The organism is Burkholderia sp. 22313 (assembly GCF_052045245.1).
Taxonomy (GTDB): Bacteria; Pseudomonadota; Gammaproteobacteria; order Burkholderiales; family Burkholderiaceae; genus Burkholderia.
In genome coordinates, this window is the sequence record NZ_JBQEON010000059.1 from 1 (window position 1) to 23876 (window position 23876).

At 68.5% G+C, this 23876-nt stretch carries 21 protein-coding genes and 1 tRNA gene; 13 read left to right on the forward strand and 9 right to left on the reverse strand.

Going from position 1 to position 23876, the window contains the following annotated elements; translation table 11 throughout:
• The 3 genes from acs to ACTJKF_RS30535 form a co-directional block, all read left to right on the forward strand.
• Positions 1-1914 (forward strand): acetate--CoA ligase (gene acs, locus ACTJKF_RS30525; protein ID WP_440628783.1); only part of this gene is annotated, 1914 nt, incomplete at its 5' end.
• An 84-nt stretch (positions 1915-1998) separates the two neighbouring features.
• Complete coding sequence (locus ACTJKF_RS30530) at positions 1999-2343, forward strand: DUF4212 domain-containing protein (protein ID WP_440628784.1); 345 nt, start codon at positions 1999-2001, stop codon at positions 2341-2343.
• A 3-nt stretch (positions 2344-2346) separates the two neighbouring features.
• A complete protein-coding gene (locus tag ACTJKF_RS30535; RefSeq protein WP_440628786.1) occupies positions 2347-4362 on the forward strand; it encodes a sodium:solute symporter family protein in 2016 nt (671 codons plus the stop codon).
• A gap of 109 nt (positions 4363-4471) precedes the next feature.
• On the opposite strand, the gene ACTJKF_RS30540 is transcribed toward ACTJKF_RS30535, so the two are convergent.
• Positions 4472-4562 (reverse strand) — tRNA-Ser (locus ACTJKF_RS30540).
• Positions 4563-4750: 188 nt separating this feature from the next.
• Here ACTJKF_RS30540 and ACTJKF_RS30545 point away from each other — a divergent pair.
• Complete coding sequence (locus tag ACTJKF_RS30545) at positions 4751-5371, forward strand: HAD family hydrolase (protein WP_440628788.1); 621 nt, start codon at positions 4751-4753, stop codon at positions 5369-5371.
• A gap of 58 nt (positions 5372-5429) precedes the next feature.
• Here the strand turns inward: ACTJKF_RS30545 and ACTJKF_RS30550 are convergent, their stop codons facing one another.
• Positions 5430-6542, reverse strand: coding sequence for a fatty acid desaturase (locus tag ACTJKF_RS30550; protein WP_440628790.1), 1113 nt, complete (start codon positions 6540-6542; stop codon positions 5430-5432).
• Between the two features lie 226 nt (positions 6543-6768).
• On the opposite strand from ACTJKF_RS30550, the gene ACTJKF_RS30555 reads away from it, so the two are divergent.
• Positions 6769-7806, forward strand: coding sequence for an AraC family transcriptional regulator (locus tag ACTJKF_RS30555; RefSeq protein ID WP_440628792.1), 1038 nt, complete (start codon positions 6769-6771; stop codon positions 7804-7806).
• Positions 7807-7900: 94 nt separating this feature from the next.
• Here ACTJKF_RS30555 and ACTJKF_RS30560 read toward each other — a convergent pair whose 3' ends face one another.
• Both ACTJKF_RS30560 and ACTJKF_RS30565 read right to left on the reverse strand, forming a co-directional pair.
• Complete coding sequence (locus ACTJKF_RS30560) at positions 7901-8950, reverse strand: lactonase family protein (RefSeq protein WP_440628794.1); 1050 nt, start codon at positions 8948-8950, stop codon at positions 7901-7903.
• Positions 8937-10298 (reverse strand): MFS transporter, encoded by a 1362-nt coding sequence (locus ACTJKF_RS30565; protein WP_440628795.1) that lies wholly within the window; start codon positions 10296-10298, stop codon positions 8937-8939. Before ACTJKF_RS30565 ends, ACTJKF_RS30560 begins: the two co-directional genes overlap by 14 nt.
• A 234-nt stretch (positions 10299-10532) precedes the next feature.
• Between ACTJKF_RS30565 and ACTJKF_RS30570 the strand changes: the two genes are divergently transcribed.
• Positions 10533-11054: an SDR family oxidoreductase gene (locus ACTJKF_RS30570; protein ID WP_440628797.1), complete on the forward strand. Its 522-nt coding sequence runs from the start codon at positions 10533-10535 to the stop codon at positions 11052-11054.
• A gap of 17 nt (positions 11055-11071) precedes the next feature.
• Positions 11072-12052, forward strand: coding sequence for an acetyltransferase (locus ACTJKF_RS30575; RefSeq protein ID WP_440628798.1), 981 nt, complete (start codon positions 11072-11074; stop codon positions 12050-12052).
• Positions 12053-12075: 23 nt separating this feature from the next.
• Here ACTJKF_RS30575 and ACTJKF_RS30580 read toward each other — a convergent pair whose 3' ends face one another.
• Entirely contained in the window at positions 12076-12240 is a 165-nt protein-coding gene (locus ACTJKF_RS30580) for a hypothetical protein (RefSeq protein ID WP_440628800.1), read from the reverse strand.
• A gap of 319 nt (positions 12241-12559) precedes the next feature.
• Between ACTJKF_RS30580 and ACTJKF_RS30585 the strand changes: the two genes are divergently transcribed.
• Positions 12560-14029, forward strand: a complete 1470-nt coding sequence (locus ACTJKF_RS30585; RefSeq protein WP_440628802.1) for a cryptochrome/photolyase family protein — start codon at positions 12560-12562, stop codon at positions 14027-14029.
• Positions 14030-14078: 49 nt separating this feature from the next.
• Here ACTJKF_RS30585 and ACTJKF_RS30590 read toward each other — a convergent pair whose 3' ends face one another.
• From ACTJKF_RS30590 to ACTJKF_RS30600, 3 genes are all read right to left on the reverse strand, one after another.
• Positions 14079-14201, reverse strand: a complete 123-nt coding sequence (locus ACTJKF_RS30590; RefSeq protein ID WP_440628804.1) for a hypothetical protein — start codon at positions 14199-14201, stop codon at positions 14079-14081.
• Complete coding sequence (locus ACTJKF_RS30595; protein WP_440628806.1) at positions 14192-15424, reverse strand: MFS transporter; 1233 nt, start codon at positions 15422-15424, stop codon at positions 14192-14194. The genes ACTJKF_RS30590 and ACTJKF_RS30595 overlap by 10 nt, the downstream gene beginning before the upstream one ends.
• 321 nt (positions 15425-15745) lie before the next feature.
• Positions 15746-16675 carry a LysR substrate-binding domain-containing protein gene (locus tag ACTJKF_RS30600; RefSeq protein WP_440628808.1) on the reverse strand — a complete coding sequence of 310 codons (930 nt, stop codon included), beginning with the start codon at positions 16673-16675 and terminating at the stop codon, positions 15746-15748.
• 120 nt (positions 16676-16795) lie between these two features.
• Between ACTJKF_RS30600 and ACTJKF_RS30605 the strand changes: the two genes are divergently transcribed.
• Positions 16796-17851 carry an alpha/beta hydrolase family protein gene (locus tag ACTJKF_RS30605; protein ID WP_440628810.1) on the forward strand — a complete coding sequence of 352 codons (1056 nt, stop codon included), beginning with the start codon at positions 16796-16798 and terminating at the stop codon, positions 17849-17851.
• A gap of 151 nt (positions 17852-18002) precedes the next feature.
• Positions 18003-18755 (forward strand): 4'-phosphopantetheinyl transferase family protein, encoded by a 753-nt coding sequence (locus ACTJKF_RS30610; RefSeq protein WP_440628811.1) that lies wholly within the window; start codon positions 18003-18005, stop codon positions 18753-18755.
• Between the two features lie 21 nt (positions 18756-18776).
• Here ACTJKF_RS30610 and ACTJKF_RS30615 read toward each other — a convergent pair whose 3' ends face one another.
• The gene (locus ACTJKF_RS30615; RefSeq protein WP_440628813.1) at positions 18777-19697 is read right to left on the reverse strand and encodes a glutamate/aspartate ABC transporter substrate-binding protein; all 921 of its coding nucleotides are present in this window, start codon (positions 19695-19697) and stop codon (positions 18777-18779) included.
• Between the two features lie 225 nt (positions 19698-19922).
• Here ACTJKF_RS30615 and hutH point away from each other — a divergent pair, with 225 nt between their 5' ends.
• Genes hutH through hutU form a run of 3 tightly spaced genes read left to right on the forward strand, consistent with a single transcriptional unit; the run spans position 19923 to position 23874 of the window.
• Positions 19923-21446, forward strand: coding sequence for a histidine ammonia-lyase (gene hutH / locus ACTJKF_RS30620; RefSeq protein WP_440628815.1), 1524 nt, complete (start codon positions 19923-19925; stop codon positions 21444-21446).
• A gap of 4 nt (positions 21447-21450) precedes the next feature.
• Positions 21451-22146 (forward strand): histidine utilization repressor, encoded by a 696-nt coding sequence (hutC, locus tag ACTJKF_RS30625; RefSeq protein WP_440628816.1) that lies wholly within the window; start codon positions 21451-21453, stop codon positions 22144-22146.
• A gap of 39 nt (positions 22147-22185) precedes the next feature.
• Positions 22186-23874: a urocanate hydratase gene (gene hutU, locus ACTJKF_RS30630; RefSeq protein ID WP_175026320.1), complete on the forward strand. Its 1689-nt coding sequence runs from the start codon at positions 22186-22188 to the stop codon at positions 23872-23874.
• Positions 23875-23876: the final 2 nt, after the last annotated feature.

Below are 23876 nucleotides of genomic sequence, written 5' to 3' on the forward strand. Positions count from 1 at the left end.
GCGACCATTTCCGGCATGCCGGCCTACCGTGCGCTCGCCGCCGAAGCCGAGCGCGATTACGAAGGCTTCTGGGCGCGTCTCGCCCGCGAAGGCCTCAGCTGGCACAAGCCGTTCACGAAGGTGCTCGACGAGCGCGACGCACCGTTCTACAAGTGGTTTGACGACGGCGAACTCAACGCGTCGTACAACTGCCTCGATCGTCACGTCGAAGCCGGCAACGGCCAGCGCGTCGCGGTGATCTTCGAGGCCGACGACGGCACCGTCACGCGCGTCACCTACGCCGATCTGCTCGCCCGCGTATCGCGCTTCGCCAATGCGCTGAAGAAGCGCGGAATCGCCAAGGGCGACCGCGTCGTCATCTACATGCCGATGTCGATCGAGGGCATCGTCGCGATGCAGGCCTGCGCGCGCATCGGCGCCACGCACTCGGTCGTGTTCGGCGGCTTCTCCGCCAAATCGCTGAACGAGCGGCTCGTCGACGTCGGCGCCGTTGCGCTCATCACCGCCGACGAGCAGGCGCGCGGCGGCAAGACGCTGCCGCTCAAGAGCATCGCCGACGAAGCGATCGCGATGGGCGGCTGCGAAGCGGTCAAGAGCGTGATCGTCTATCGCCGCACCGGCGGCAAGATCGACTGGCATGCCGGACGCGACCTGTGGATGCACGAACTCGCGGACGGCGAGTCCGACACGTGTGCGCCGGAATGGGTCGGCGCCGAGCATCCGCTGTTCATCCTGTATACGTCGGGCTCGACCGGCAAGCCGAAGGGCGTGCAGCACAGCACCGGCGGCTACCTGCTGTGGGCCGCGCAGACGATGAAGTGGACGTTCGACTGGAAACCCGACGACGTGTTCTGGTGCACGGCCGACATCGGCTGGGTGACCGGGCACACGTACATCACGTACGGCCCGCTCGCGTGCGGCGGCACGCAGGTCGTGTTCGAAGGCGTGCCGACTTATCCGGACGCCGGCCGCTTCTGGAAGATGATCGGCGACCACAAGGTCACGGTGTTCTACACCGCGCCGACCGCGATCCGTTCGCTCATCAAGGCCGCGGAAGCCGACGACAAGGTCCACCCGAAGAGCTATGACCTGTCGAGCCTGCGCATCATCGGCACGGTCGGCGAGCCGATCAATCCGGAAGCGTGGATGTGGTATCACAAGCATGTCGGCCAGGAACGCTGCCCGATCGTCGACACGTGGTGGCAGACCGAAACCGGCGGCCACATGATCACGCCTCTGCCGGGCGCGACGCCGACGGTGCCGGGTTCGTGCACGCTGCCGCTGCCGGGCATCATGGCCGCGGTGGTCGACGAAACGGGCCAGGACGTACCGAACGGGCAAGGCGGGATTCTCGTCGTCAAGCGCCCGTGGCCGGCGATGATCCGCACGATCTGGGGCGACCCGGAGCGTTTCAAGAAGAGTTACTACCCGGAAGAACTCGGCGGCCGGCTGTACCTCGCCGGCGACGGCACGGTGCGCGACAAGGACACCGGGTACTTCACGATCATGGGCCGCATCGACGACGTGCTGAACGTGTCGGGCCACCGGCTCGGCACGATGGAGATCGAGTCGGCGCTGGTGTCGCACGAACTGGTTGCGGAAGCGGCGGTGGTCGGCCGTCCGGACGACACGACGGGCGAGGCGGTGGTCGCGTTCGTGGTGCTGAAGCGCTCGCGCCCGGAAGGCGAGGAAGCGGCGGCGCTCGCGAAGACGCTGCGCGACTGGGTCGGCAAGCAGATCGGCCCGATCGCGAAGCCGAAGGACATCCGTTTCGGCGACAACCTGCCGAAGACGCGCTCGGGCAAGATCATGCGGCGCCTGCTGCGCTCGCTCGCGAAGGGCGAGGCGATCACGCAGGACACGTCCACGCTCGAGAACCCGGCCATCCTCGAGCAACTCGCCGAAGTGCGCTGATCGACCCGTTGCGCACGTTGCGCGCACGAGCCCCTGCGCGGCAATCCCGATTGCCCGCGCAGGGGCTTTTTGCTAAATAACGGCATGACCGTTCCGTCCCGTCCGGCGCCTGCCGCGCCGCCGCCCGTTCCCGCACCACTCGCGCGTGCCCATGCGCGCTATTGGCGTTTCAACGTCGTGCTGATCCTGGTGCTGATGGCGATCGGCTTCACGGTGTCGTTCGTCGTGCCGTTCTTTGCGCCCGCGCTCGCGGACATCCGCTTCGCCGGTTTCAGCCTGCCGTTCTATGTCGGCGCGCAGGGCGCGATTCTCGTATATCTCGTGCTGATCGTCGTGTACATCGGGCTGATGCAGCGGGCGGACCGCATGCTCAGGCGCGCGTACGACGACCATGCCGCGCAGGCGGCCGATGCGCACCCATCCCGCTGATCCATGCTGACGCATCGACTGATTCGCGCGTATGCGCTCTACACGCTCGGTTTTCTCGGCTTCATCTTGCTGTTGTGGCGGATCGAGCGCGCGACCGGCTCCGGCGTGTGGATCGGCTATGTGTTCCTGTTCGTGCCGATTGCCGTGTATGCGGTGATCGGACTGCTGTCGCGCACGTCCGATCTTGTCGAATACTACGTGGCCGGGCGGCGTGTGCCGTCCGCGTTCAACGGGATGGCGACGGCGGCAGACTGGTTGTCGGCGGCGTCGTTCATCGGCCTCGCCGGCTCGCTCTACGCAACCGGCTACGATGCGCTCGCCTATGTGATGGGGTGGACGGGCGGCTTCTGTCTCGTCGCGTTCCTGCTCGCGCCCTACGTGCGCAAGCTCGCGCGCTACACGATTCCCGATTTTCTCGGCACGCGCTTTTCGAGCACCGCCGTGCGCGCGCTCGCGGCCGGCGCGGCGATCCTGTGTTCGTTTGTCTATCTGGTCGCGCAGATCCAGGGGATCGGGCTGATCGCGACGCGCTTCATCGGCGTCGACTTCGCGATCGGAATCTTCTGCGGGCTCGCGGGCATTCTCGTGTGCTCGTTTCTCGGCGGGATGCGCGCGGTCACGTGGACACAGGTTGCGCAGTACATCATCCTGATCAGCGCGATCCTGATCCCGGTGTCGCTGATCGCGATGAAGAACGGGCTCGGGCCGGTGCCGCAGTTCAATTACGGCAAGCTGATGGAACGCGTGGCGGCGCGCGAGGCGCAGGTGCGCGACGCGGCCGACGAGCAGCAGGTGCGCGATGCGTATCGCCGGCAGGCCGTGGTCGTGCAGACGCAGCTCGATCGCTTGCCCGGATCGTATGCGGATGCGCGTCGGCAACTCGTCGACCAGCTCGCGGACCTGCGGCGCCACAACGGGCCGCTGCGCGAGATCAACCAGCGCGAGCGCGAACTGGCCGATTTTCCGCGCGATCCGACGGCGGCGCGCGTGACCTGGACCCAGGCGCGCGATGATCTGCTCGCCCGGGCCGAGCCGCCCGTGTCGATGCACGAGCCGTTTCCCGCGGTGAACGACGACGCGCGCAAGCCGCGCGAGCGGAATTTCCTCGCGCTGCTGTTGTGCCTGTCGCTCGGCACCGCGAGCCTGCCGCACATTCTCACGCGTTACAACACGACGACGTCGGTCGCATCCGCACGGCGTTCGGTCGGCTGGACGCTGTTCTTCATCGCGTTGTTCTATCTGAGCGTGCCGGTGCTCGCGGTGCTGATCAAGTTCGAGATTCTGACCCATCTCGTCGGGCGGCCGATCGCCGAACTGCCCGCGTGGGTCATGCAGTGGCATCACTTCGAACCGGACCTGATCAGCATCGTCGAGGTGATTCGCGACGGCATCGTCCACTGGTCCGAGATTCAAATGCAGCCGGACATGGTCGTGCTGGCCGCGCCGGAGATCGCGGGGTTGCCGTATGTCATATCGGGGCTGATTGCGGCTGGCGCGCTTGCGGCGGCGCTGTCGACCGCGGACGGGTTGCTGCTCACGATCGCGAATGCGCTGTCGCACGACGTCTATTACTGCATGGTCGCGCCGGATGCATCGAGCCAGCGGCGCGTGACGATCTCGAAGGTGCTGCTGCTCGGGGTTGCGCTGTTCGCGTCGTATGTCGCGTCGCTCAATACGGGGAAGATCCTGTTTCTCGTTGGCGCGGCGTTCTCGCTCGCGGCGTCGAGTTTCTTTCCGGTGCTCGTGCTTGGGGTGTTCTGGAAACGCACGACGACGCGCGGTGCCATCGCCGGGATGGTGACGGGGCTGGCGGTGTGCGTGTATTACATCGTGTCGACGTATCCGTATTTCACGCAGCTCACCGGGTTTGCCGGGCGGACGTGGTTCGGGATCGAGCCGATCAGTTCAGGCGTGTTCGGGGTGCCGGCCGGGTTTGCGGTGGCGATTGTGGTCAGTCTGCTTGACCGGCAGCCGGATGAATATACGCGGGCGTTGGTGGATTACATTCGGCATCCGTGAGGGGGCTCGGGCGGGCCAACGGGGCGGCGGTTTGGGGACGGAGCGGCTGGGACACGACGAAAGCCGGGCCGCAAAACGAAAATGCCCGCTTGCGCGGGCATTTGAATGCTGGCGGAGAGAGGGGGATTCGAACCCCCGATAGGCGATTAACCTATACACGCTTTCCAGGCGTGCGACTTAAACCACTCATCCATCTCTCCGGAAGAGCGAGAGTATAGCAAACTCTGGCGGCTGCCCGCCAGCCCCTTCGATGATCCGCCGGAATCGGCCGGGAGGCTGTCTCTCGTGGCCGGTGCGGCGCGCCCGCACCGTCTCGAATGCCGTTACTGCAGAATGGCGGCCCGAGTCTGCTATCTTCCCGGGCATCTCATCGCTTCCCCGTTTCTCCATGACCGACCGCATCGTCGCCGCATTCGATTTCGACGGCACCATCACCACCACCGACAGCTTCCGCCATTTTGTCCGCTACGCGGTCGGCACACCGCGTTTTGCATGGGCCGGGCTGCGCGCGCTGCCGTGGCTCGTCGCGATGAAGGCGGGCATGCTGTCGCGCGGCGACGCGAAGGCGAAGTTCGCGTGGTTTGCGTTCGGGCCGATCCGCGAGGACGCGCTCGACGCATTGGCGCGCCGCTTCGTCGACGGTTATCTGCCGAACCTCGTGCGTCCGGACATGCTCGAACGCGTGCGCGAGCACCAGGCGCGCGGGCACGAAGTCGTGCTGGTCAGCGCGTCGCCGTCGCTGTATCTGGAGAAGTGGGCGAAGGCGGTCCGCATCGACACGGTGCTCGCGACGTGCCTCGCATTCGAGCGCGGCACGTTCACCGGGCGGCTGAACGGCGAGAACTGCTGGGGTCCGCAGAAGGTCGTGCGCTTGCGCGGCTGGTGGGGGAATCAGCCGCCCGTGAAACTGTTCGCCTACGGCGACAGCCGCGGTGACAAGGAAATGGCCGAGCTCGCGAATTGGGCGTGGATCCGCGGGCACGGGCCGATGCCGCCGATCGGCGACTGATGCGCTGACGGTCTGACGGGAACGGCGCGCCGAGACGCGCCACGCCACCCACCCGCCGTTACGCGTCGGCCCGCTGCACGCCGCGCGTATCGCGCACCGGGCGATACGCACCCCAGCGATTCGCGCGCTTGAACGTGCCGACATCGTTGAACCGCACACCCACCTCACGCAGCGCCGCGTGCGCGGTGCGCGCGGTCAGCTGCCGGATGTAAAACGGATCGCGCACCACGAAATGATGGATCGCGTGCGTGCTGCCGAAGTTGAAACAGAACAGCTGGAACGGCAGCATCCACCACGGGTTGAGCACCTGCGTCTGCTGGATCACGTTGCGTGAGTCGATGTCGCCGAAGTAATGCATGTTCGAGCTGACGAAGTTGATGCAGAAGCTGCGCACGAAGTTCGGCCCGAGCCACACGACCGCGAGGAAATCGACGACGTGCATCGCGCGCTCGACGACGGCCGGCACGGTTACCGCCTGGCCGAACGCATGCAGCGCGAACAGGCCGGCGTGATAGACGATGAACGCGTGCCACAGCGCGTAGTACGCGTGCCCGAGCGGCATGTAGGACGACACCTGCTCGATGCGCAACTGCACGCGTTCGGCCGCGTCTTGCACCGGCTGCGCGGCGACGTACTGCTTGACCTTGCGGCGCATCGCATCCGGCCGCAGCACGACGGCGAGCATCCCGTCGGCGATCATCAGCAGCCGCTTCACGCCCCAGCGTTCGCCGTTGGTGATGCCGAATTCCTCGAGATCCGATTCGCCGCCCGACACCTTGTGGTGATGCAGGTGCATGCGCCGCCGCGTCCATGGATTGATCGTGCCCGGCCGCGTGAGCCAGCACAGCGCCATCATCAGGTGATAGGCCCAGGGCGTTTTCTTGAAGTACATCAGGTGGATCAGGTCGTGCTCGAGTTCGTGGATCAGCGACGTGACGAACGCGGCGAGCGGCAGCGCGACGTACCACGCGATCGCGCCGCGCGCATACAGCCACGCAAGCGTGAGCAGCGCGCTGACCGACACGGCCATCACGGTCGCGCCGACGAGGTTCTGGTTGTCGAGCAGCGCAAAGCGCGCTCGGATCGCATCGCTCGCGGCGTTGACCTCGCGGCGGACATACGCGACCTTGTCGGTGTCGTGGCGAAAGACGGGTGGTACGGGTTGGCTCATCGACCGGAATCCGTGCGGAAAGAGTGGGGCGCAATGCCGATGTGACAAGCATAGGCGTGCCCTGTCGCACGCGCGAGGGCCGCCGGTGCCAATGATGGTGTCATTTCGGGTCACGATGGACGGCCGGTCGTCGTTCGGCGCCGCGCCGCGCGGCTAGAGGGCCGCGGTGGTGTCATTGCGGGCCAGCGACGCTACAATCCGCCGAAACCGCTCCGGAGTCCGCCGCATGGCCTTGTCCGTCCAGGATGCCGCGCGCCAGTTGAACAAGGCGACGGTATCGTCCGCGTATGCGCTGTTCATGCTGATGCTCGCCGAGGAGCGCGGCATCGATGCCGGTCGCATCCTTGCGGGCTCGGGCGTCGCGCGCGAGCGGCTCGCGCGGCCCGACGCGCGCATCACGCCGCGGCAGCAGGCGGCGATCGTGTTCAACCTGCTCGACGCGACGAACGATCCGTCGATCGCGATCGAGATCGGCCTGCGCAGCAGCCTCACCAAATCCGGGATGATCGGCTTCGGGCTGATGAGCTGCGCGACGCTTGGCGAGGCGATCGCGCTCGGCATCCGCTACCTGCCGACGCGCGTGCCGTTCTTCTCGGTGCGGCTCGCGCAGCTCGACGGGATCGTCGACATCGATGTGTTCGAGGCGTTTCCGCTCGGCCGGCTGCGCCAGTTCGCGGTGGAGAATTTCCTGGTCGAGACGGCCATCCTGTTCAATTCGCTGCTCGACCCCGAGCCGGGGCGCACGCTGCAGTCGCGCGCGGAGCTGCATTTTGCATGGCCGGAACCGCCGTGGTTCGAGCGCTATCGTGCGCGGCTGCCGCGCTGTCATTTCGACGCGAGCGCGAACCGCATCCGTTGCGACGCCGCGCTGCTCGACGAGCCGATCGGCACCGCGAACGCGCAGACCGCGCAGATGATCGTCCAGCAATGCGAGGCCGAGCTCGCGCGGCTCGGCTATGCGGAAAGCATCGTCGAGCGCGTGCGCAACCTGCTGATCTGCGGTGACGCCGGTTATCCGTCGGTGGACGACGTCGCACGCGAGCTGCACGTGTCGGCGCGGACGTTGAAGCGCCAGCTCGCGGCGTTCGGCGCGACCTATTCGGCGCTGCTCGACGAGATCCGGTTGCGCGATGCGCTACGGTTGCTCGAAGGCACGCGCCTGCCGGTTGACGAGATCGCGGCGCGGGTCGGCTATACCGACCGCGCGAATTTCACGCGCGCGTTCAAGCGCTGGACCGGCGTCGCGCCGAGCGAGCGGCGCTGACAGCGAGCCGGGGCGGCGTGGTGCGGGCCGGTGCCACGCCGCCCAGCGTATCGATCGATCAAGCGATCGAGCGATCACTCAACCCATCGGCCGATCAGACGATCGCCACCCAGTTCGCCCCGCGGCCACCCTTCACGCGTGCGTGCGACGTCAGCGTGCCGTCCTCCGGCGCGATTGCATAGACCGACACGTATTCCGACTGCTCGCCGCACGCGACGAGCCAGCGTCCCGACGGATCGATCGCGAAGCCGCGCGGCTGCGGTTCGGTGGCCGTCGCGTGCGCGGGTTCGAAGCTGCCGTCGGCATGGCGGCGATAGCAGAGCAACCGGCTCGACGTGCGTTCGCTGACGTACGCGAAGCGCTCGTCGGGCGTCAGGTGGAGATCGGCGGCCCACACGGAAGGCTCGGTCGGCGCGGGCGGGCGCGCATGGCCTTGCGCGAGCCCGGCGACGGCCGGGTGGCGCGCGCTGACCTGTGCGTCGCCGAGGCGGCCGCTGTCCGCATCGCGTGCGAAGGTCGCGAGTGCGGCCTGGAATTCGCTGACCACGACGAGCGCATGGCCGTCGCGTGCGAAGCGCAGGTGACGCGGGCCGAAGCCGCCCGGCAAACGCGTTTCGCCGTGTTCGACCGCACGCAGGCCGCCGGCATCCTCGACCAGCGCGAACGTGAAGATCCGGTCTGAACCGAGCGAGCTCACATACGCGAACCGGTTGTCCGGCGACACGACGACCGCATGCGCGTTCGCGATGCCGTGCGCGACCTGCAGCGGCGTGCCGTCGCCGTCGCGCACGCGCGCGGCGTCGTAGAGGCTCAGCGAATTGCCGCCGTACGACGCGCCGAGCAGCCAGCGGCCGCTGCGGTCGAGCGACAGGTACGCCTGGCTCGCGTCGATCGCGGTCGCGCCGATGCGGGCAAATGCGCCGGTGCTCGTGGCGACGCGGAACGCGACGATCGTCGGCTGCTCGCCGCGCGTCGCGACATACAGCCGCGCGCGATCGGGCTGCACGGCGATTGGCATCGCGACGTCGCCGGCCGGGTAGCGGGCGAGCGGCGCGAGCGCGCCGTCGGGCGTGAGCGAGAACGTGGCGAGGTCGCCGTCGGCGGCATTGGCGACGACGACGGTCAGGCGGTCAGTGTTCGGCATGGCGGAGCATCGCGGTGTTCGTGAAGGACTCGTCGGCCGGCAGGCCACGCGGCGGATCGCTGCGCCGGTGCGTGCGGGCGAACAGCGCGGCGACCGCGGCGACGAGGGACGCGATCGCGAGCGCATACAGGCCACCCGTGATCGAACCCGTATGTTGCTTCAGATAGCCGAACGCCGTCGGCGCGACGAAGCCGCCGAGGTTGCCGATCGAGTTGATCAGCGCGATCACGGCCGCGGCGACGCGCGTGTCGAGGTAGCCCTGCGGGATCGGCCAGAACAGCGACGCCGCCGCCTTGAAGCCGAGCGCGGCGAAGCAGATCGACGCGAACGACCAGGCGGGATCGTGCGACGTCGACGCGAACAGCCCGCATGCGGCGAGCACGAGCGCGCACGACAGCCAGCGCTGCGGATGCTTCCACTTCGCGGACAGCACCGCGAAGCCGTACATCGCGCCGATCGCGATCATCCACGGAATCGTGTTGTAGAGGCCGACCTGGAAGTCGGTGAGGCCGCCCATCTTGCGAATGATGGTCGGCAACCAGAAGGTGGCCGCGTAGATCGTCAGCTGGATCGCGAAGTACAGGAAGCAGAACAGCATGATCTGCGGGTCGCGCAGCAGCGTGGTGGCCGACACCTGCACTTTCGAGCGCACGTCGCGGGTCGCGCGTTCTTCATCGAGTGCGTTCTGGAGCGCCGCGCGTTCATCGGCCGTGAGCCACGTCGCGTCGCGGATGTGCGATTTCAGCAGCAGCCAGCTTGCGCCGCACAGCATCACCGAGAACAGCCCCTCGATCAGGAACATCCATTGCCAGCCCTGCAGGCCGAAACCGTGGATCGACAGCAGCGCGCCGGTGACGGGCCCGGACAGCACCGACGCGAACGCGGAGCCGCCGAGGAAGATCGCCATCGCCTTGCCGCGCTCCTGTGGCGGCAGCCATTGCGACAGGTACAGCACGACGCCGGGGAAGAAGCCGGCCTCGGCGGCGCCGAGCAGGAAGCGCAGCGCATAGAACGACGTGTCGTTCCACACGAACGCCATCGCGGCCGCGACGATGCCCCAGGTCGCCATGATCCGCGCGAGCCAGATGCGCGCGCCGTACCGCTGCATCAGCAGGTTCGACGGCACTTCGAACAACGCGTAGCCGACGAAGAACAAGCCGGCGCCGAGCCCGTACGCGGCCGCGCCGATCCCGATCGATGCTTCGAGGTGGCGGTCGACGAAGCCGACGTTCACGCGGTCGATGTAGTTCGCGATGAACATGATCAGCACGAGCGGCAGCACGTGCCACTTCACTTTCGAAACGGCGGACGCGAGCGGGTCGCGGCCGGGCAGGGCGGGCGTGGTCAAGGGAGTCTCCGGTCGGGCGGCGAACGGGGCGGCGGCCCGCGTCGGCCTGGTGAGCTATGTAGTATGTCGTCGTATGACATGGTACGCCTCCGCTCCCGATGTGAATTCGCGGGTTTACCCGGTACATACCCAAATATTGGGGAATATCAGGAGGCTCGTGGTCGGCTCTATCACATCAGATGACGTATGACATAGTCTGAGTCGACGGCTTGCCAGTCGGGGGCCGGCTCCGGCATGCACCGCAGTGCGTTCGTGCACGGCATGTTTCCGGAGGCGGTCGAGGGCGCCGATCTCGACGGCTGGCGCGCGGTGTTCGATACCGACGTGTTCGGCACGATGGCGCTCACGCAGGAAATCGTCCCGCACATGAAGCGGCAGCGGCGCGATCGTGATGATCAACACGCAGGCGACCCGCAAGCCATTTGCAGGAGACGCGGGCTACGCTGTATCGAAGGGCGCGCTCGCGGTTGCGGCAAAATACCTGGCGCGCGGGCTTGGCGTGCACGGTATCCGCGCGAACGGCATCCACATGGGCTGGAGGTGGGCGTGCCGACGCAGGCCTATTTCCGGCAGGCCGCGGCCGAGTACGGAATGACGGAAGACGCGATCATCGCGCCGATCGCGTCGAACATCGCGCTCGCGAAGCTGCCTACCGACGACGACTGCGCACGCGCGGCGCTGTTCCTCGCGTCGGATGATGCGAATGCGGTGACCGGTGCGACGCTGGACGCGAACGGCGGCGATTTCATGCCCTGAGGAGGGAGCGACGTATCATGCAGGACCATCACAACGCGCGGCGTTTCTTCGCGTTCAACGGCGACGCGGACGGCCTGTGTGCGCTGCAGCAACTGCGGCTCGCGGAAGGCGCGGCGGGCACGCTGGTGACCGGCGTCAAGCGCGACATCAGGCTGCTCGAGCGAATCGACGCGCGGGCCGGCGACCGCGTGACCGTGCTCGACGTGTCGCACGACGAGAACCGGGACGCATGCGCGCGGCTGCTGCGCGACGGCGCGGCGGTCCGCTACTTCGATCATCACTTCGCGGGCGAGCTGCCCGGCGAGCCGCATTTCGACGCGTATATCGACACGGCCGCCGACGTCTGCACGAGTGCGCTCGTGAACCGCTATCTCGGCGGCCGGCACGTGCGCTGGGCGATCGTCGCGGCATTCGGCGACGAACTGCCGGCGCTCGGCGACGCGCTCGCGCGCGAATCCGGGATCGACGAAGCGGAATGCCGCACGCTGGCCGAACTCGGGCTCTACCTGAACTACAACGCGTACGGCGACTGCGTCGGCGATCTGCATTTCGATCCGGCGGCGCTCGCCGACGCGATGCTGCCGTGCGCCGATCCGCTCGACTTCGTGCGCGGCACGCCGGTGTTCGCCGCGCTGCGCGACGGCTACCGCGACGACATGGCGCGGGCGTGCGCGCTCGCGCCGTTGCGCGAAGTGCCGGGCGCGACGTTGATCAGGATGCCGGATCAACCGTGGGCTCGGCGCGCGACCGGGATGCTCGCGAACGAACGGATGCGCACTGCGCCGCATGCGGCGCTCGCGGTGCTGTCGCCGCGCGCGCAGGGCGGGCTCGTGGTCAGCGTGCGCGTGCCCGACGGCCGGCCGCTCGGCGCCGACGAATTCTGTCGCGGTTTCCCGACCGGCGGCGGGCGCAAGCGCGCGGGCGGCATCAATCATCTGCCGGAAGCCGAGTTCGATGCGTTCGCCGAGCGTTTCGCGGCGGCGTTTCGTCTCGACTGACACGCGGGCTGCGACGCGGCGGTTCAGCCGGTCGCGTCAGCGAGCACCGCCGGCACGTTGTGGCCGTAGCAGCGCTCCTCGACGCGCCCCGCGATGCGCCAGCCCCGCGCGATGCGCACGAACCGGTCGACGTACCAGAGCCCGAGAAACATCACCTGCGTGCCGCCGTCCGGCAGTGCGACTTCCATTGGATTGGAGCATCGGGTGAGATCGGGGAAAAGATCCGTGCGAGCACCGGCGGCCCGGACGGATGCGTGGTGCAATGTGCGGGACCGGCCAGCGGCCGGCGCGCGCCGCGCGGCGTGGCGAACCCGAGTTCGAGCGTAGGCCGGTGCTCACGGTGCAGAATCGTCGGAATGGACCAAGGCGTTTCACCGGGCCGGCGAACAGGCGGCGCCGGGCGCGTGCGAGAACGGCGAGCCGACACCGTGCGCGTTCCGGATATCGACAGCGCGTGAGCCGCCCGCGACAATGCGGGTCAATCAGCATTCCTGCTCCGAGGTGCCCGTGCCAGCCAAGTCGTCCGTTGCTCCTGCCATCGTGTGGTTCCGCGACGATCTGCGCGTGACCGACCAGCCCGCGTTGACGCGTGCGGCCGCGTCCGGTCGCCCGCTCGTATGCGTGTATGTCGACGACACGGGTGAAGGCGCGGGGCGTGCGCTCGGCGGCGCCGCGCGCTGGTGGCTGCACGGGTCGCTTGCCGCACTCGACGCGGCGCTCGCGCGTCATGGCGGCCGCCTGCTGCTGTTGCGCGGCGATGCGCAGCAGGAAATCGGGCGCGTCGTACGCGATACGGGGGCGGCGGCCGTGTACTGGAACCGCCGCTATGCGCAGCCGCAGCGCGATGCCGATGCGGCGTTGAAGGCGTCGCTGAAGGCGCACGGTCTCGACGTCGAAAGCAGCAACGGCAGCCTGCTGAACGAACCGTGGGAAGTGCTGACCGGAGCCGGCACGCCGTTCCAGGTGTTCACCGCGTACTGGCGCGCGGTGCGGCGCGACCGGACCGTGACGGCGCCGCTGCCCGAACCGGAGCGGATCGTGTTTCATCCGTGGCCGGCCGGTGTGCGCGAGCGTGCGCTGGCGCTCGACGCGCTCGCGTTGCGCCCGCACGCGCCGGACTGGGCAGGCGGCCTGCGCGACGCATGGCCGGCACCCGACGAAGCCGGTGCGCATGCGCGGCTCGACGCGTTCTCGGCAGCGGCGCTGGCTGCCTATGCCGAGACGCGCGATCGCCCCGACCAGCCCGCGACGAGCCGGTTGTCGCCGTTCCTGCGCTTCGGCAACCTGTCGCCGCGCCAGGTGTGGCACGCGGTGCAGGGTGCGGCACCGGCAGGCGGCGCGGCCGGCGCCGAGAAATTCCTGAGCGAACTCGGCTGGCGTGAATTCAGCCACGTGCTGCTGTATCACTTCCCCGCGCTCGCGACCGACAACTTCCGCGCGCAGTTCGATGCGATGCCGTGGCGCGACGATTCCGTCGCGCTGCGCGCATGGCAGCGCGGGCTGACCGGCTATCCGTTCGTCGATGCGGGAATGCGCGAGCTATGGACGACCGGCTGGATGCACAACCGTGTCCGGATGGTCGCCGCGTCGTTCCTCGTCAAGCATCTGCTGGTCGACTGGCGGGCGGGCGAGCGCTGGTTCCACGACACGCTCGTCGACGCCGACGCCGCGAACAACCCGGCGAACTGGCAGTGGGTGGCCGGTTGCGGCGCCGACGCCGCGCCGTATTTCCGCATTTTCAATCCGGTGACGCAGGGCCGGAAGTTCGACCCGCAGGGCGCCTACGTGCGCCGCTGGGTGCCGGAACTCGCGGGCCTCGACGCGGCAACGATCCATGCGCCGTGGGAGGCGTCGCCGGTGGAACTCGCGGCTGCCGGCGTGCGGCTCGGCGTCGACTATCCTGCGCCGATCGTCGATCACGACGGCGCCCGCCGTCGTGCGCTCGATGCGCTGGCGACGTTGCCGAAGCGTTGCTAGGGCTCACGAGCGACGCGGCACGTCCGGGTGCGCGATACGGCCCGCTGCGTCAATCGCAGAACGCGGCATGCTCGAGCAGCGCGAGCGCGACACCCGGATCGAAGTAGGCCGCGCCGCACCACGCGACGAACGCGAGCACGCCGGCGGCCAGCGCCGCCCGAATCACGCCCATGCGGCCTTGCCCGGCGCGGGCCGCGCGACGCGCGCGTCGTCGATCGGCAGGTGCAGCCCTGCCGCCAGCACGCCGAGCGCGATCGAGCCGATCCACAGCGGCAGGTACGAATGCGTCGCGTCGTAGACGCGCGCGCCGAGCCACACGCCGAAGAAGCTGCCGAGCTGGTGCCCGAAGAACACGAAGCCGAACAGCGTCGCGATGTAGCGCACGCCGAACACCTGCGAGATCACGCCGTTGGTCAGCGGCACCGTGCCGAGCCAGGTGAAGCCCATCACGGCCGCAAACACGTAGACGCTCGCGGGCGACAACGGCGCCGCGACGAACGCGGCCATCGCCAGCGCACGCACGAGGTACAGCACGGACAGCAGGTACTTGCGCCGCAGCAGGCCGCCGAGATGGCCGCACGCATAGGTGCCGGCCACGTTGGTCAGCGCAATCAGCGCGAGCGCGACGCTGGCGTGGCGCGCCGGCAGGCCATGATCGAGCAGGTAGGCGGGCAGGTGGGTCGCGATGAACGCGAGCTGGAACCCGCAGGCGAAGAACCCCGCGTTCAGCAACCAGAAGCCGCGATGCGCGAACGCCTCGCGCACCGCCGCGCCGATCGACTGGCCGGAACCGTCGTCGGCGTTCGCGGCCTGCGCGGGCCGGTCGCGCACCAGCGCGGCGAGCGGCGCGAGCACGGCGGCGACGAGCGCCAGCGCGATGAGCGCATGTGGCCAGCCGATGCCGCCGATCAGGACCTGCGCGACCGGCACCATGCAGAACTGGCCGAGCCCGCCGATCGCACCGGCGACGCCGAGCGCCCAGCCGCGCCGGTCGGGCGGAAACAGCCGGCTCAGCGCGCCGTAGATCGACGCGAACGCCGCCCCCGACAGCGCGATGCCGATCACGAGTCCCGCGCCGACCGTGAACACACCGGTCGATGCCGCCAGCGCCATCGTGACGAGCCCGGCCGCATACAGCAGCATGCCGGCGACGATCACGCGTACCGACCCGAAGCGGTCGGCGATCATTCCCGTGAACGGTTGCGCGATCCCCCAGATCAGGTTCTGCAGCGCAAGCGCGAGGCCGAACGTTTCGCGCGACCAGCCGTGGTCGAGCGTGACGGGTGCGAGGAACAGTCCCTGCACGTGCCGGATGCCGAGCGCGGCGCCCATGATCAGGCCGCCCGCGAGCACCGGCAGCCAGCGGCGCCGGACGTCTTGTTCGATCGGGGTCATGCGTGTCTCCGGATGAATGCGTGCGGCGCGACGGCCGTGTTCGCTCCGATTAGACGATCCGGCCCGGTGTCGCTCAAGCGATCAATCGGTCGGATTCGCATGCGTGCCGGGAATGCGATGAGGGGCGGGTGCGATACCGGCGAGGAGGTTGGTGCCGGCCGTGTACGTGGCGTCTTTGCGGCGCATGCCGCCGGTGTGACACGCGGCCGATGCGGAATCGGCGCACCCGGCGCACTCGGTGCTTGAGGCGGCGCGAGCCGTTGCGCGACGCCGCGCCGGCATCAACTCGACATCGGCTCGACCAAGGGAAATCGCGCGCGGCTACCGCAGTGCCACATCGTGCGCGCGCATCGCCGCGTCGCACTCGGCCGCTTCCGCGAGAATCCAGTCGCGCACGTCGGCGACTTCGCGGCGCGGTGCCGGATCGTGCCGGAACAGCCAGTAGCCGTACGCATCCGACAACGCCTGCGAGTGCGGGCCGAGCACGGCGAGCCGGCCGTCGGCGAGCATCGGCGCGACGAGCGCGAGCCGTCCGAGCGCGACACCCTGGCCGGCGATCGCGGCCTGGATCACCTGGTCGTACTGGTTGAAGCGCAGCACGCCCTTCGGGCGCGCGTCGCCGAGGCCGGCTGCGTACAGATGCGCGCGCCACTGCAGTTGCGTTTGCGGGGGGCCGTCGAATTCGAGCAGCACGTGGTCGGCGATCGCGGCGGCATCGGTGACGGGGCGCGTGGCCAGCGCGGGGTGCGCGACCGGCACGACGATCTCGTCGAACAGATGCAGCGCGCGCTCGCGCGGACAGTAGCGGATCCCCAGGTCGATGCCTTCCGCGCGCAAATCGAGTACCTTGTCGTTCGCGGCGACGCGCAAGTCGATGTCGGGCAGCCGCGCTTGCAGGCGCCCGAGGCGCGGCAGCAGCCACAGCGCGGTGACGCCGATGCTCGCGGTAATCGTCACGGGTTGCCGCTCGCGCGCGGTGGCGAGCGACGCGACGGTGTCCTGCAGGCTGAGCAGCGCGGCGTCCGCCGCGCGGAACAGCCGCTCGCCTTCCGGCGTGAACGCGATCTTGCGATAGCCGCGCTGCAGCAGCGCGACGCCGAGATGCGCCTCGAGCGCGTGCACCTGGCGGCTGACCGCCGACTGCGTGACGCACAGGTCCTGCGCGGCGAGCGTGATGCTCATGCGGCGGCCGACGGCGACGAAGCCGCGCACGAGGTCCAGTGACGGGAGACGGACGAGCGGCGTTGACATGCGTGGGGCTCATGCGAACGGAGCAGCAAGATTGGTTGAGAACGCCGGGTGCGTCAAGTTCAATGGAGACTGGCCGAGCGGGCGGGCGCCGGGGTCATCCGGCGCTGCACAGGAGACAGGATGACGATTTCGAACGAAGCGGGCGGGGCGGGGCGCAGCGTGGGTGCGACGGGGCAGGCGGCCGATCGCCCGGCGGGCGCGTTGCCGCCGGAGCCCGTGACGCTGACCGCCGCCGACGGTTACGCGCTACGCGGCTACGTATGGCGGCATCGCGGTGGTGGCGCCGCGCGGCCCGTGACGGTCGTCAATTGCGCGACGTCGGTGCGCTGCGACTATTACTTCCGCTTCGCGGCGTGGCTGTTCGCGCAGGGGCGCGACGTGCTCGTCTACGACTATCGCGGGATCGGCGGATCGCGCCCGGCGCGGCTCGCGAAGCTGCGCGCGAACTGGCTCGACTGGGGGCGACTCGATTGCGAGGCCGCGCTGCGGTATGCGCGCGACGCGTTTCCGGGCCAGCCGCTCGACGTCGTCGCGCACAGCATCGGCGGCTGCGTGCTCGGGCTCGCGGCATCGAACGCATCCGTGCGTCACGTGGTGACGGTCGGCGCGCAGTATGCGTACTGGCGCGACTATCGGCGCGAAGAGCGGCGGCGCATGTGGTGGAAGTGGCACGTCGCAATGCCGGCCCTCGCGGCCGTGTTCGGCTACGTGCCCGCGAAACGGCTCGGCTGGATGGAAGACACGCCGCGCGGCGTCGCGCTGTCGTGGGTGCGCTCGCAGCCGCGCTTCGAGGACACCTACACGCACGGCCCGCTCGCCGAACCCGCGGCGAGCCGCGCTGCGTTGCCGGCCCGCTTCGCGCGGCTGTCGGCACCCATGCTCGCGATCGGTCTCGACGACGACGCGTTCGGCACGGTCGACGCGATCGAGCGGCTGGTCGGCTATTACACGGGCAGCGACGTCACGCACCTGCGGATCGCGCCGCGCGATATCGGCGTCGACGCGATCGGCCACTTCGCGTTCTTTCACAGCCGCTTCACCGACACGCTGTGGCCCGCCGCGCTGTACTGGTTGCAGCACGGCGCGCTGCCGGCCGATGCGCCGGGCCGCGTCCACGCGCGCCATGCGGCGCAGCGGGCGGGGCGCGGCGTGCCGGGAGCCGTCGCGCACGGCTGAGCGCGCATGCACGGCCACGCCGTCGCGTCGATGCGGCCACGCAGTCGGCTGCCGCTGCTGCCGACTGACGATCGTGTTCGCGACCCATCGGTCTGCGTCCGGTGCGATCGATTAACATCGGACGTTTTCTTCGACTGGTCGCCGCACGCCGATGCCCGTTCCCCCCGATTCCACCGTTCCCGCCGACCTGTCCCGCGCGTGGTGCGTGCACCCGCTCGAGGTGCCGCCTGCCGCGTCGCGTGCCGGCGTGCAGGTCGCGCGCGTCGATTTCGACTGGCGCGTGCCGCTCGCGTCGCCCGCCTATGCCGTCCTGAACGATGCCGAACGCGCGCGCGCCGGGCGCTACCTGCGGCACGAGGATGCGGTGCGCAGCGCCGCGACGCGCGCCGCGCTGCGCGACGTGCTCGGGGCAGCGCTCGGCGTTGCGCCGCGGGAGATCGCGATCGTCGTCGATGAGGCGGGGCGGCCGTCGCTGGATCCCGCGCATCGCGCATCGCTCGATTTCAACGTGTCGCATGCGGGCAGTCACGCGCTCATCGCGTGGGCCGGCGCGGGGCGTGTCGGCGTCGATATCGAAAGCTGCAACCGCAGGACCGACTGGCGCGCGTTGACGAGCGAAGTGTGCGCGAGCGCCGAGGCCGCGTATCTCGACGGCCTGCCGCTCGCCGCGCGCGCCGACGCGTTCATGCGCGTGTGGGCCGCGAAGGAGGCGCTGCTGAAGGCGCTCGGCACCGGCATCGTCGGCGGGCTGCGCGCATTCGCGGTCGTGCCGCCGCGCGACGCGGCGACACCCGCGACGACGATCGTCGAGCCGGCGGCACCTGCCGCCGGCGTGGCCGCGTTCGACGCGGGCTGGCTCGACGCGGCGCCCGGCTACGCGGCGTGCGTCGCGTGGAGGCGCTGACCCGACGTCACGACGCGCGGCTTACTCGAGCGGCGCGTCGTTCGGCGCCGCGTAGCGCGCCTTGATCACGTCGCTCATCGGGAAGTCGAACGCGAGCCCCTTCGGCGGCACCGGCTTCATGAACCACTTGTCGTACAGCGCCCCGATTGCGCCGCTCTTCATCAACTGCACGAGCACGCCGTCGACGAGCGCCTTGAACTGCGGATCGTCCTTGCGCAACATGAACCCGTACGCCTCGGACGATTGCGGCGTGCCGACGATCGCCCAGTCGGCCGGCTTCGCCGCGAGCTGGCGCACGCCGGCGAGCAGCACGTCGTCCATCATGTACGCGGCCGCGCGGCCCGATTCGAGCGTGAGGCGCCCTTCGCCGTAGTCCTTCGCGCTGATGATCTGCATGTTCATCTTCTTTTCCTCGTTCATCCTGCGCAGCAGGCGTTCGGACGTCGTGCCCTGGTTCGTCACGACCGTCTTGCCGGCGAGATCGGGGAAGTCGCGGATGCCCGAGTTCGTGCGCGTGAGCAGGCGTGTCGTCGCGACGAAGAAGGTGGTCGAGAACGCGACCTGCGCGTGACGCGCGGCGAGGTTGGTGGTCACCCCGCATTCGAGATCGACGGTGCCGTTCTGTACGAGCGGGATGCGGTTCTGCGACGTGACCGGAACAAAGCGCACCTGCAGATCGGGCTTGCCGGTGCGTGCCTTCACGGCGGCGATCACGCGGTCGCACAGGTCCTGCGAGAAGCCGATCACCTTGCCGCTCGTCTCGACGTAGGAGAATGGCACCGACGTCTCGCGATGGCCGATCGAGATCAGGTTGGCCTGCCGGATCTTCTCGAGCGTGCCGGACAGCGGCTCGGCGGCGAGCGATGCGCCGCACGCGAGCGCGCAGGCGGCGACGAGCAGGCTGCGGCCGAACAGGGCGGTGAACCGGGGCGGGATGGTCATGGCAGGTCTCCGTAGGCGGATTGCAGGGAAGCGTCGATTCGTATGTTGCCAAATACAAAATAATTGCAACATATGATAAATACGGAGCCGACCGGGCCGATCCGGCGGACCGCGCCGGACATCAGGGAAACTCCCGAGTCGAAATCATGAGAAACGGGTTGTCTAGACAAGTTCTGATGGCTACACTGCAATCCATCCCGAACTTGTCTAGACAGGATTGCTCACATGATTACGTTGACCCCCGGCCACCTGACCCTCCCGCAACTGCGCAAGATCGCTCGCGAATCCGTGCAGCTCACGCTCGACCCGGCGAGCTTCGCGAAGATCGACGCCGGCGCGAAGGCCGTCGCCGACATCGCCGCTAAGGGCGAGCCGGCATACGGCATCAACACGGGCTTCGGCCGCCTGGCCAGCACGCACATCCCGCGCGACCAGCTCGAACTGCTGCAGAAGAACCTCGTGCTGTCGCACGCGGTTGGCGTGGGCGAGCCGATGGCGCGCTCGTCGGTGCGCCTGCTGATGGCGCTGAAGCTGTCGAGCCTCGGCCGCGGCCACTCGGGCATCCGTCGCGAAGTGATGGACGCGCTGATCAAGCTGTACAACGCGGATGTCCTGCCGCTGATCCCGGTGAAGGGCTCGGTCGGCGCATCGGGCGACCTGGCACCGCTCGCGCACATGTCGGCCGTGCTGCTCGGCGTCGGCGAAGTGTTCATCCGCGGCGAGCGCGCGAGCGCACTCGACGGTCTGCGCGTCGCCGGCCTCGCGCCGCTGACGCTGCAGGCGAAGGAAGGTCTCGCGCTGCTGAACGGCACGCAGGCATCGACCGCGCTGGCGCTCGACAACATGTTCGCGATCGAAGACCTGTACCGCACGGCGCTCGTCGCCGGTGCGCTGTCGGTCGACGCGGCTGCCGGCTCGGTGAAGCCGTTCGACGCACGTATCCACGAACTGCGCGGCCATCAAGGCCAGATCGACGCGGCAGCGTCGTACCGCGACCTGCTCGAAGGCTCGCCGATCAACCAGTCGCACCGCGACTGCGACAAGGTGCAGGATCCGTACAGCCTGCGCTGCCAGCCGCAGGTGATGGGTGCGTGTCTGGACCAGATGCGCCATGCGGCCGCCGTGCTGCTGGTCGAAGCCAACGCCGTGTCGGACAACCCGCTGATCTTCCCGGATACCGGCGAAGTGCTGTCGGGCGGCAACTTCCACGCCGAACCCGTCGCATTCGCGGCCGACAACCTCGCGCTGGCCGCGTCGGAAATCGGCGCACTGGCCGAGCGCCGCATCGCGCTGCTGATCGACGCGACGCTGTCGGGCCTGCCCCCGTTCCTCGTGAAGGACGGCGGCGTGAACTCGGGCTTCATGATCGCCCACGTGACGGCTGCCGCGCTGGCATCGGAAAACAAGACGCTCGCGCACCCGGCATCGGTCGACTCGCTGCCGACCTCGGCGAACCAGGAGGACCACGTGTCGATGGCGACGTTCGCCGCACGCAAGCTCGCCGACATCGCGGACAACACGAAGCACATCCTCGCGATCGAACTGCTGGCCGCCGCTCAAGGCGTCGACCTGCGCGCGCCGTACCACACGAGCCCGAAGCTCGCGCCGGTGATGGAAACGATCCGCGGCAAGGTCGCGCACTACGAACTCGACCACTACTTCGCGCCGGACATCGCGGTGATCGCGAAGCTGGTCGGCGAGCGTGCGTTCGCGAAGGTCGCACCGTTCTCGTTCGCATCGGAACAGTAAGCCCATGAGCGCGCCGGTCTACCAGGAGATCAAGGATTTCATCCTGGGCCGCATTCACGCCGGCGAGTGGGCGGAGGGCGACCAGGTGCCCTCCGAGAACGAACTGGCCCGCGAGTTCAAGGTCGCGCGCATGACCGTCAACCGCGCGTTGCGCGAGTTGACGGCCGAGCAGGTGCTGACGCGCATGAAGGGCGCCGGCACCTACGTCGCGCGGCCGAAGTACGAGTCGACGCTGGTGGCGATCCGCAGTATCTCGGAAGAGGTCGGCGCACGCGGGCATGGGTACCGCGCCAGTGTGCTCGGCCTCGAGACGATCCGCGCCGACGAGGCGCTCGCCGACGAGATGCAGGTGACCGTGCGCACGAAGCTGTTTCATTCGCAGGTGTTGCACTTCGAGAATGACGAACCCGTCCAGCTCGAAGAACGGTGGGTGAATCCGGCGGTCGCGCCGGATTATGCCGAGCAGGATTTCACGAACACGACGCCGAACCTGTACCTGATGCGCGCGGCACCGCTGCAGCGCGTCGAATACCGGATCGAAGCGGCGGCCCCGGCGCCCGAGCGGCGCGAGCAGCTGCGGATGGACGACGTCGAGCCGTGTCTGGTTTTACATCGGCGCACCTGGTCGCAGGGCGTCGTCGCCTCGGTGGCGAATCTGTGGCATCCCGGCAGCCGTTATCGCTTCACCGGGCATTTCTGATTCCTTATTGATATTCACTTTCCCTCGGGAGCTGTCGTCATGAACCATCCGAAACACATCGATCCCCGTCTCGATCCGACGCGCACGATCCGCGCACCGCGCGGCAGCGAGAAGGTCTGCAAGACCTGGCTGGCCGAAGCGGCCTACCGGATGATCCAGAACAACCTGGATCCGGAAGTGGCCGAGCACCCGCATGCGCTCGTCGTGTACGGCGGCATCGGCCGTGCGGCGCGCAACTGGGAATGCTACGACCAGATCCTCGCGTCGCTGAAGGATCTTGAAGAGAACGAGACGCTGCTGATTCAATCGGGCAAGCCGGTCGGTGTGTTCCGCACGCACAAGGATGCGCCGCGCGTGCTGCTCGCGAACTCGAACCTCGTGCCGCACTGGGCGAACTGGGACCACTTCCACGAGCTCGACCGCAAGGGCCTGATGATGTACGGCCAGATGACGGCCGGCAGCTGGATCTACATCGGCAGCCAGGGCATCGTGCAGGGCACCTATGAAACGTTCTTCTCGGTCGCGAACCAGCACTTCAACGGCGATCCGTCGGGCCGCTGGATCCTGACGGGCGGTCTGGGCGGCATGGGCGGCGCGCAGCCGCTCGCGGCAACGATGGCCGGCTTCTCGATGATCGCGGTCGAATGCGACGAGACGCGCATCGACTTCCGCCTGAAGACGCGCTATGTCGACAAGAAGGCGACGACGCTCGACGAAGCGCTCGGCATGATCGAGGAAGCGAAGCGCGCCGGCAAGCCGGTGTCGATCGGCCTGCTCGGCAACGCGGCCGACGTGTTCCCGGAACTCGTCAAGCGCGGCATCACGCCGGACTGCGTGACCGACCAGACGAGCGCCCACGACCCGATCAACGGCTACCTGCCGCAGGGCTGGACCGTCGCGCAATGGCGCGAAGCGCAGAAGGTCGATCCGCAAAGCATCGTGAAGGTCGCGAAGCAGTCGATGGCCGTCCAGGTGCAGGCGATGCTGGATCTGCAGGAACGCGGCGCGGCGACGCTCGACTACGGCAACAATATCCGTCAGATGGCGCTGGAAATGGGCGTCGAGAACGCGTTCGACTTCCCGGGCTTCGTGCCGGCGTACATCCGCCCGCTGTTCTGCGAAGGCAAGGGCCCGTTCCGCTGGGTCGCGCTGTCGGGCGATCCGGAAGACATCTACAAGACCGACCAGAAGGTGAAGGAGCTGATCCCCGACGATCCGCACCTGCACAACTGGCTCGACATGGCACGTGAGCGCATCGCGTTCCAGGGCCTGCCGGCACGGATCTGCTGGGTCGGCGTGAAGGATCGCTATCGCCTGGGCCAGGCGTTCAACGAGATGGTGAAGAACGGCGAACTGAAGGCGCCGATCGTGATCGGCCGCGACCACCTCGACACCGGTTCGGTCGCGAGCCCGAATCGCGAGACGGAATCGATGAAGGACGGTTCGGACGCCGTGAGCGACTGGCCGCTGCTCAACGCACTGCTGAACACCGCAGGCGGCGCATCGTGGGTGTCGCTGCACCACGGCGGCGGCGTGGGCATGGGCTTCTCGCAGCACTCGGGCGTCGTGATCGTCGCCGACGGTACCGCCGAAGCGCACGAGCGTCTCGGCCGCGTGCTGCTGAACGATCCGGCGACGGGCGTGATGCGCCATGCGGATGCCGGCTACGAACTCGCGCAGCAGACCGCCCGCGAAGCCGGCCTGAAGCTGCCGATGCTCGGCCGCTGAGC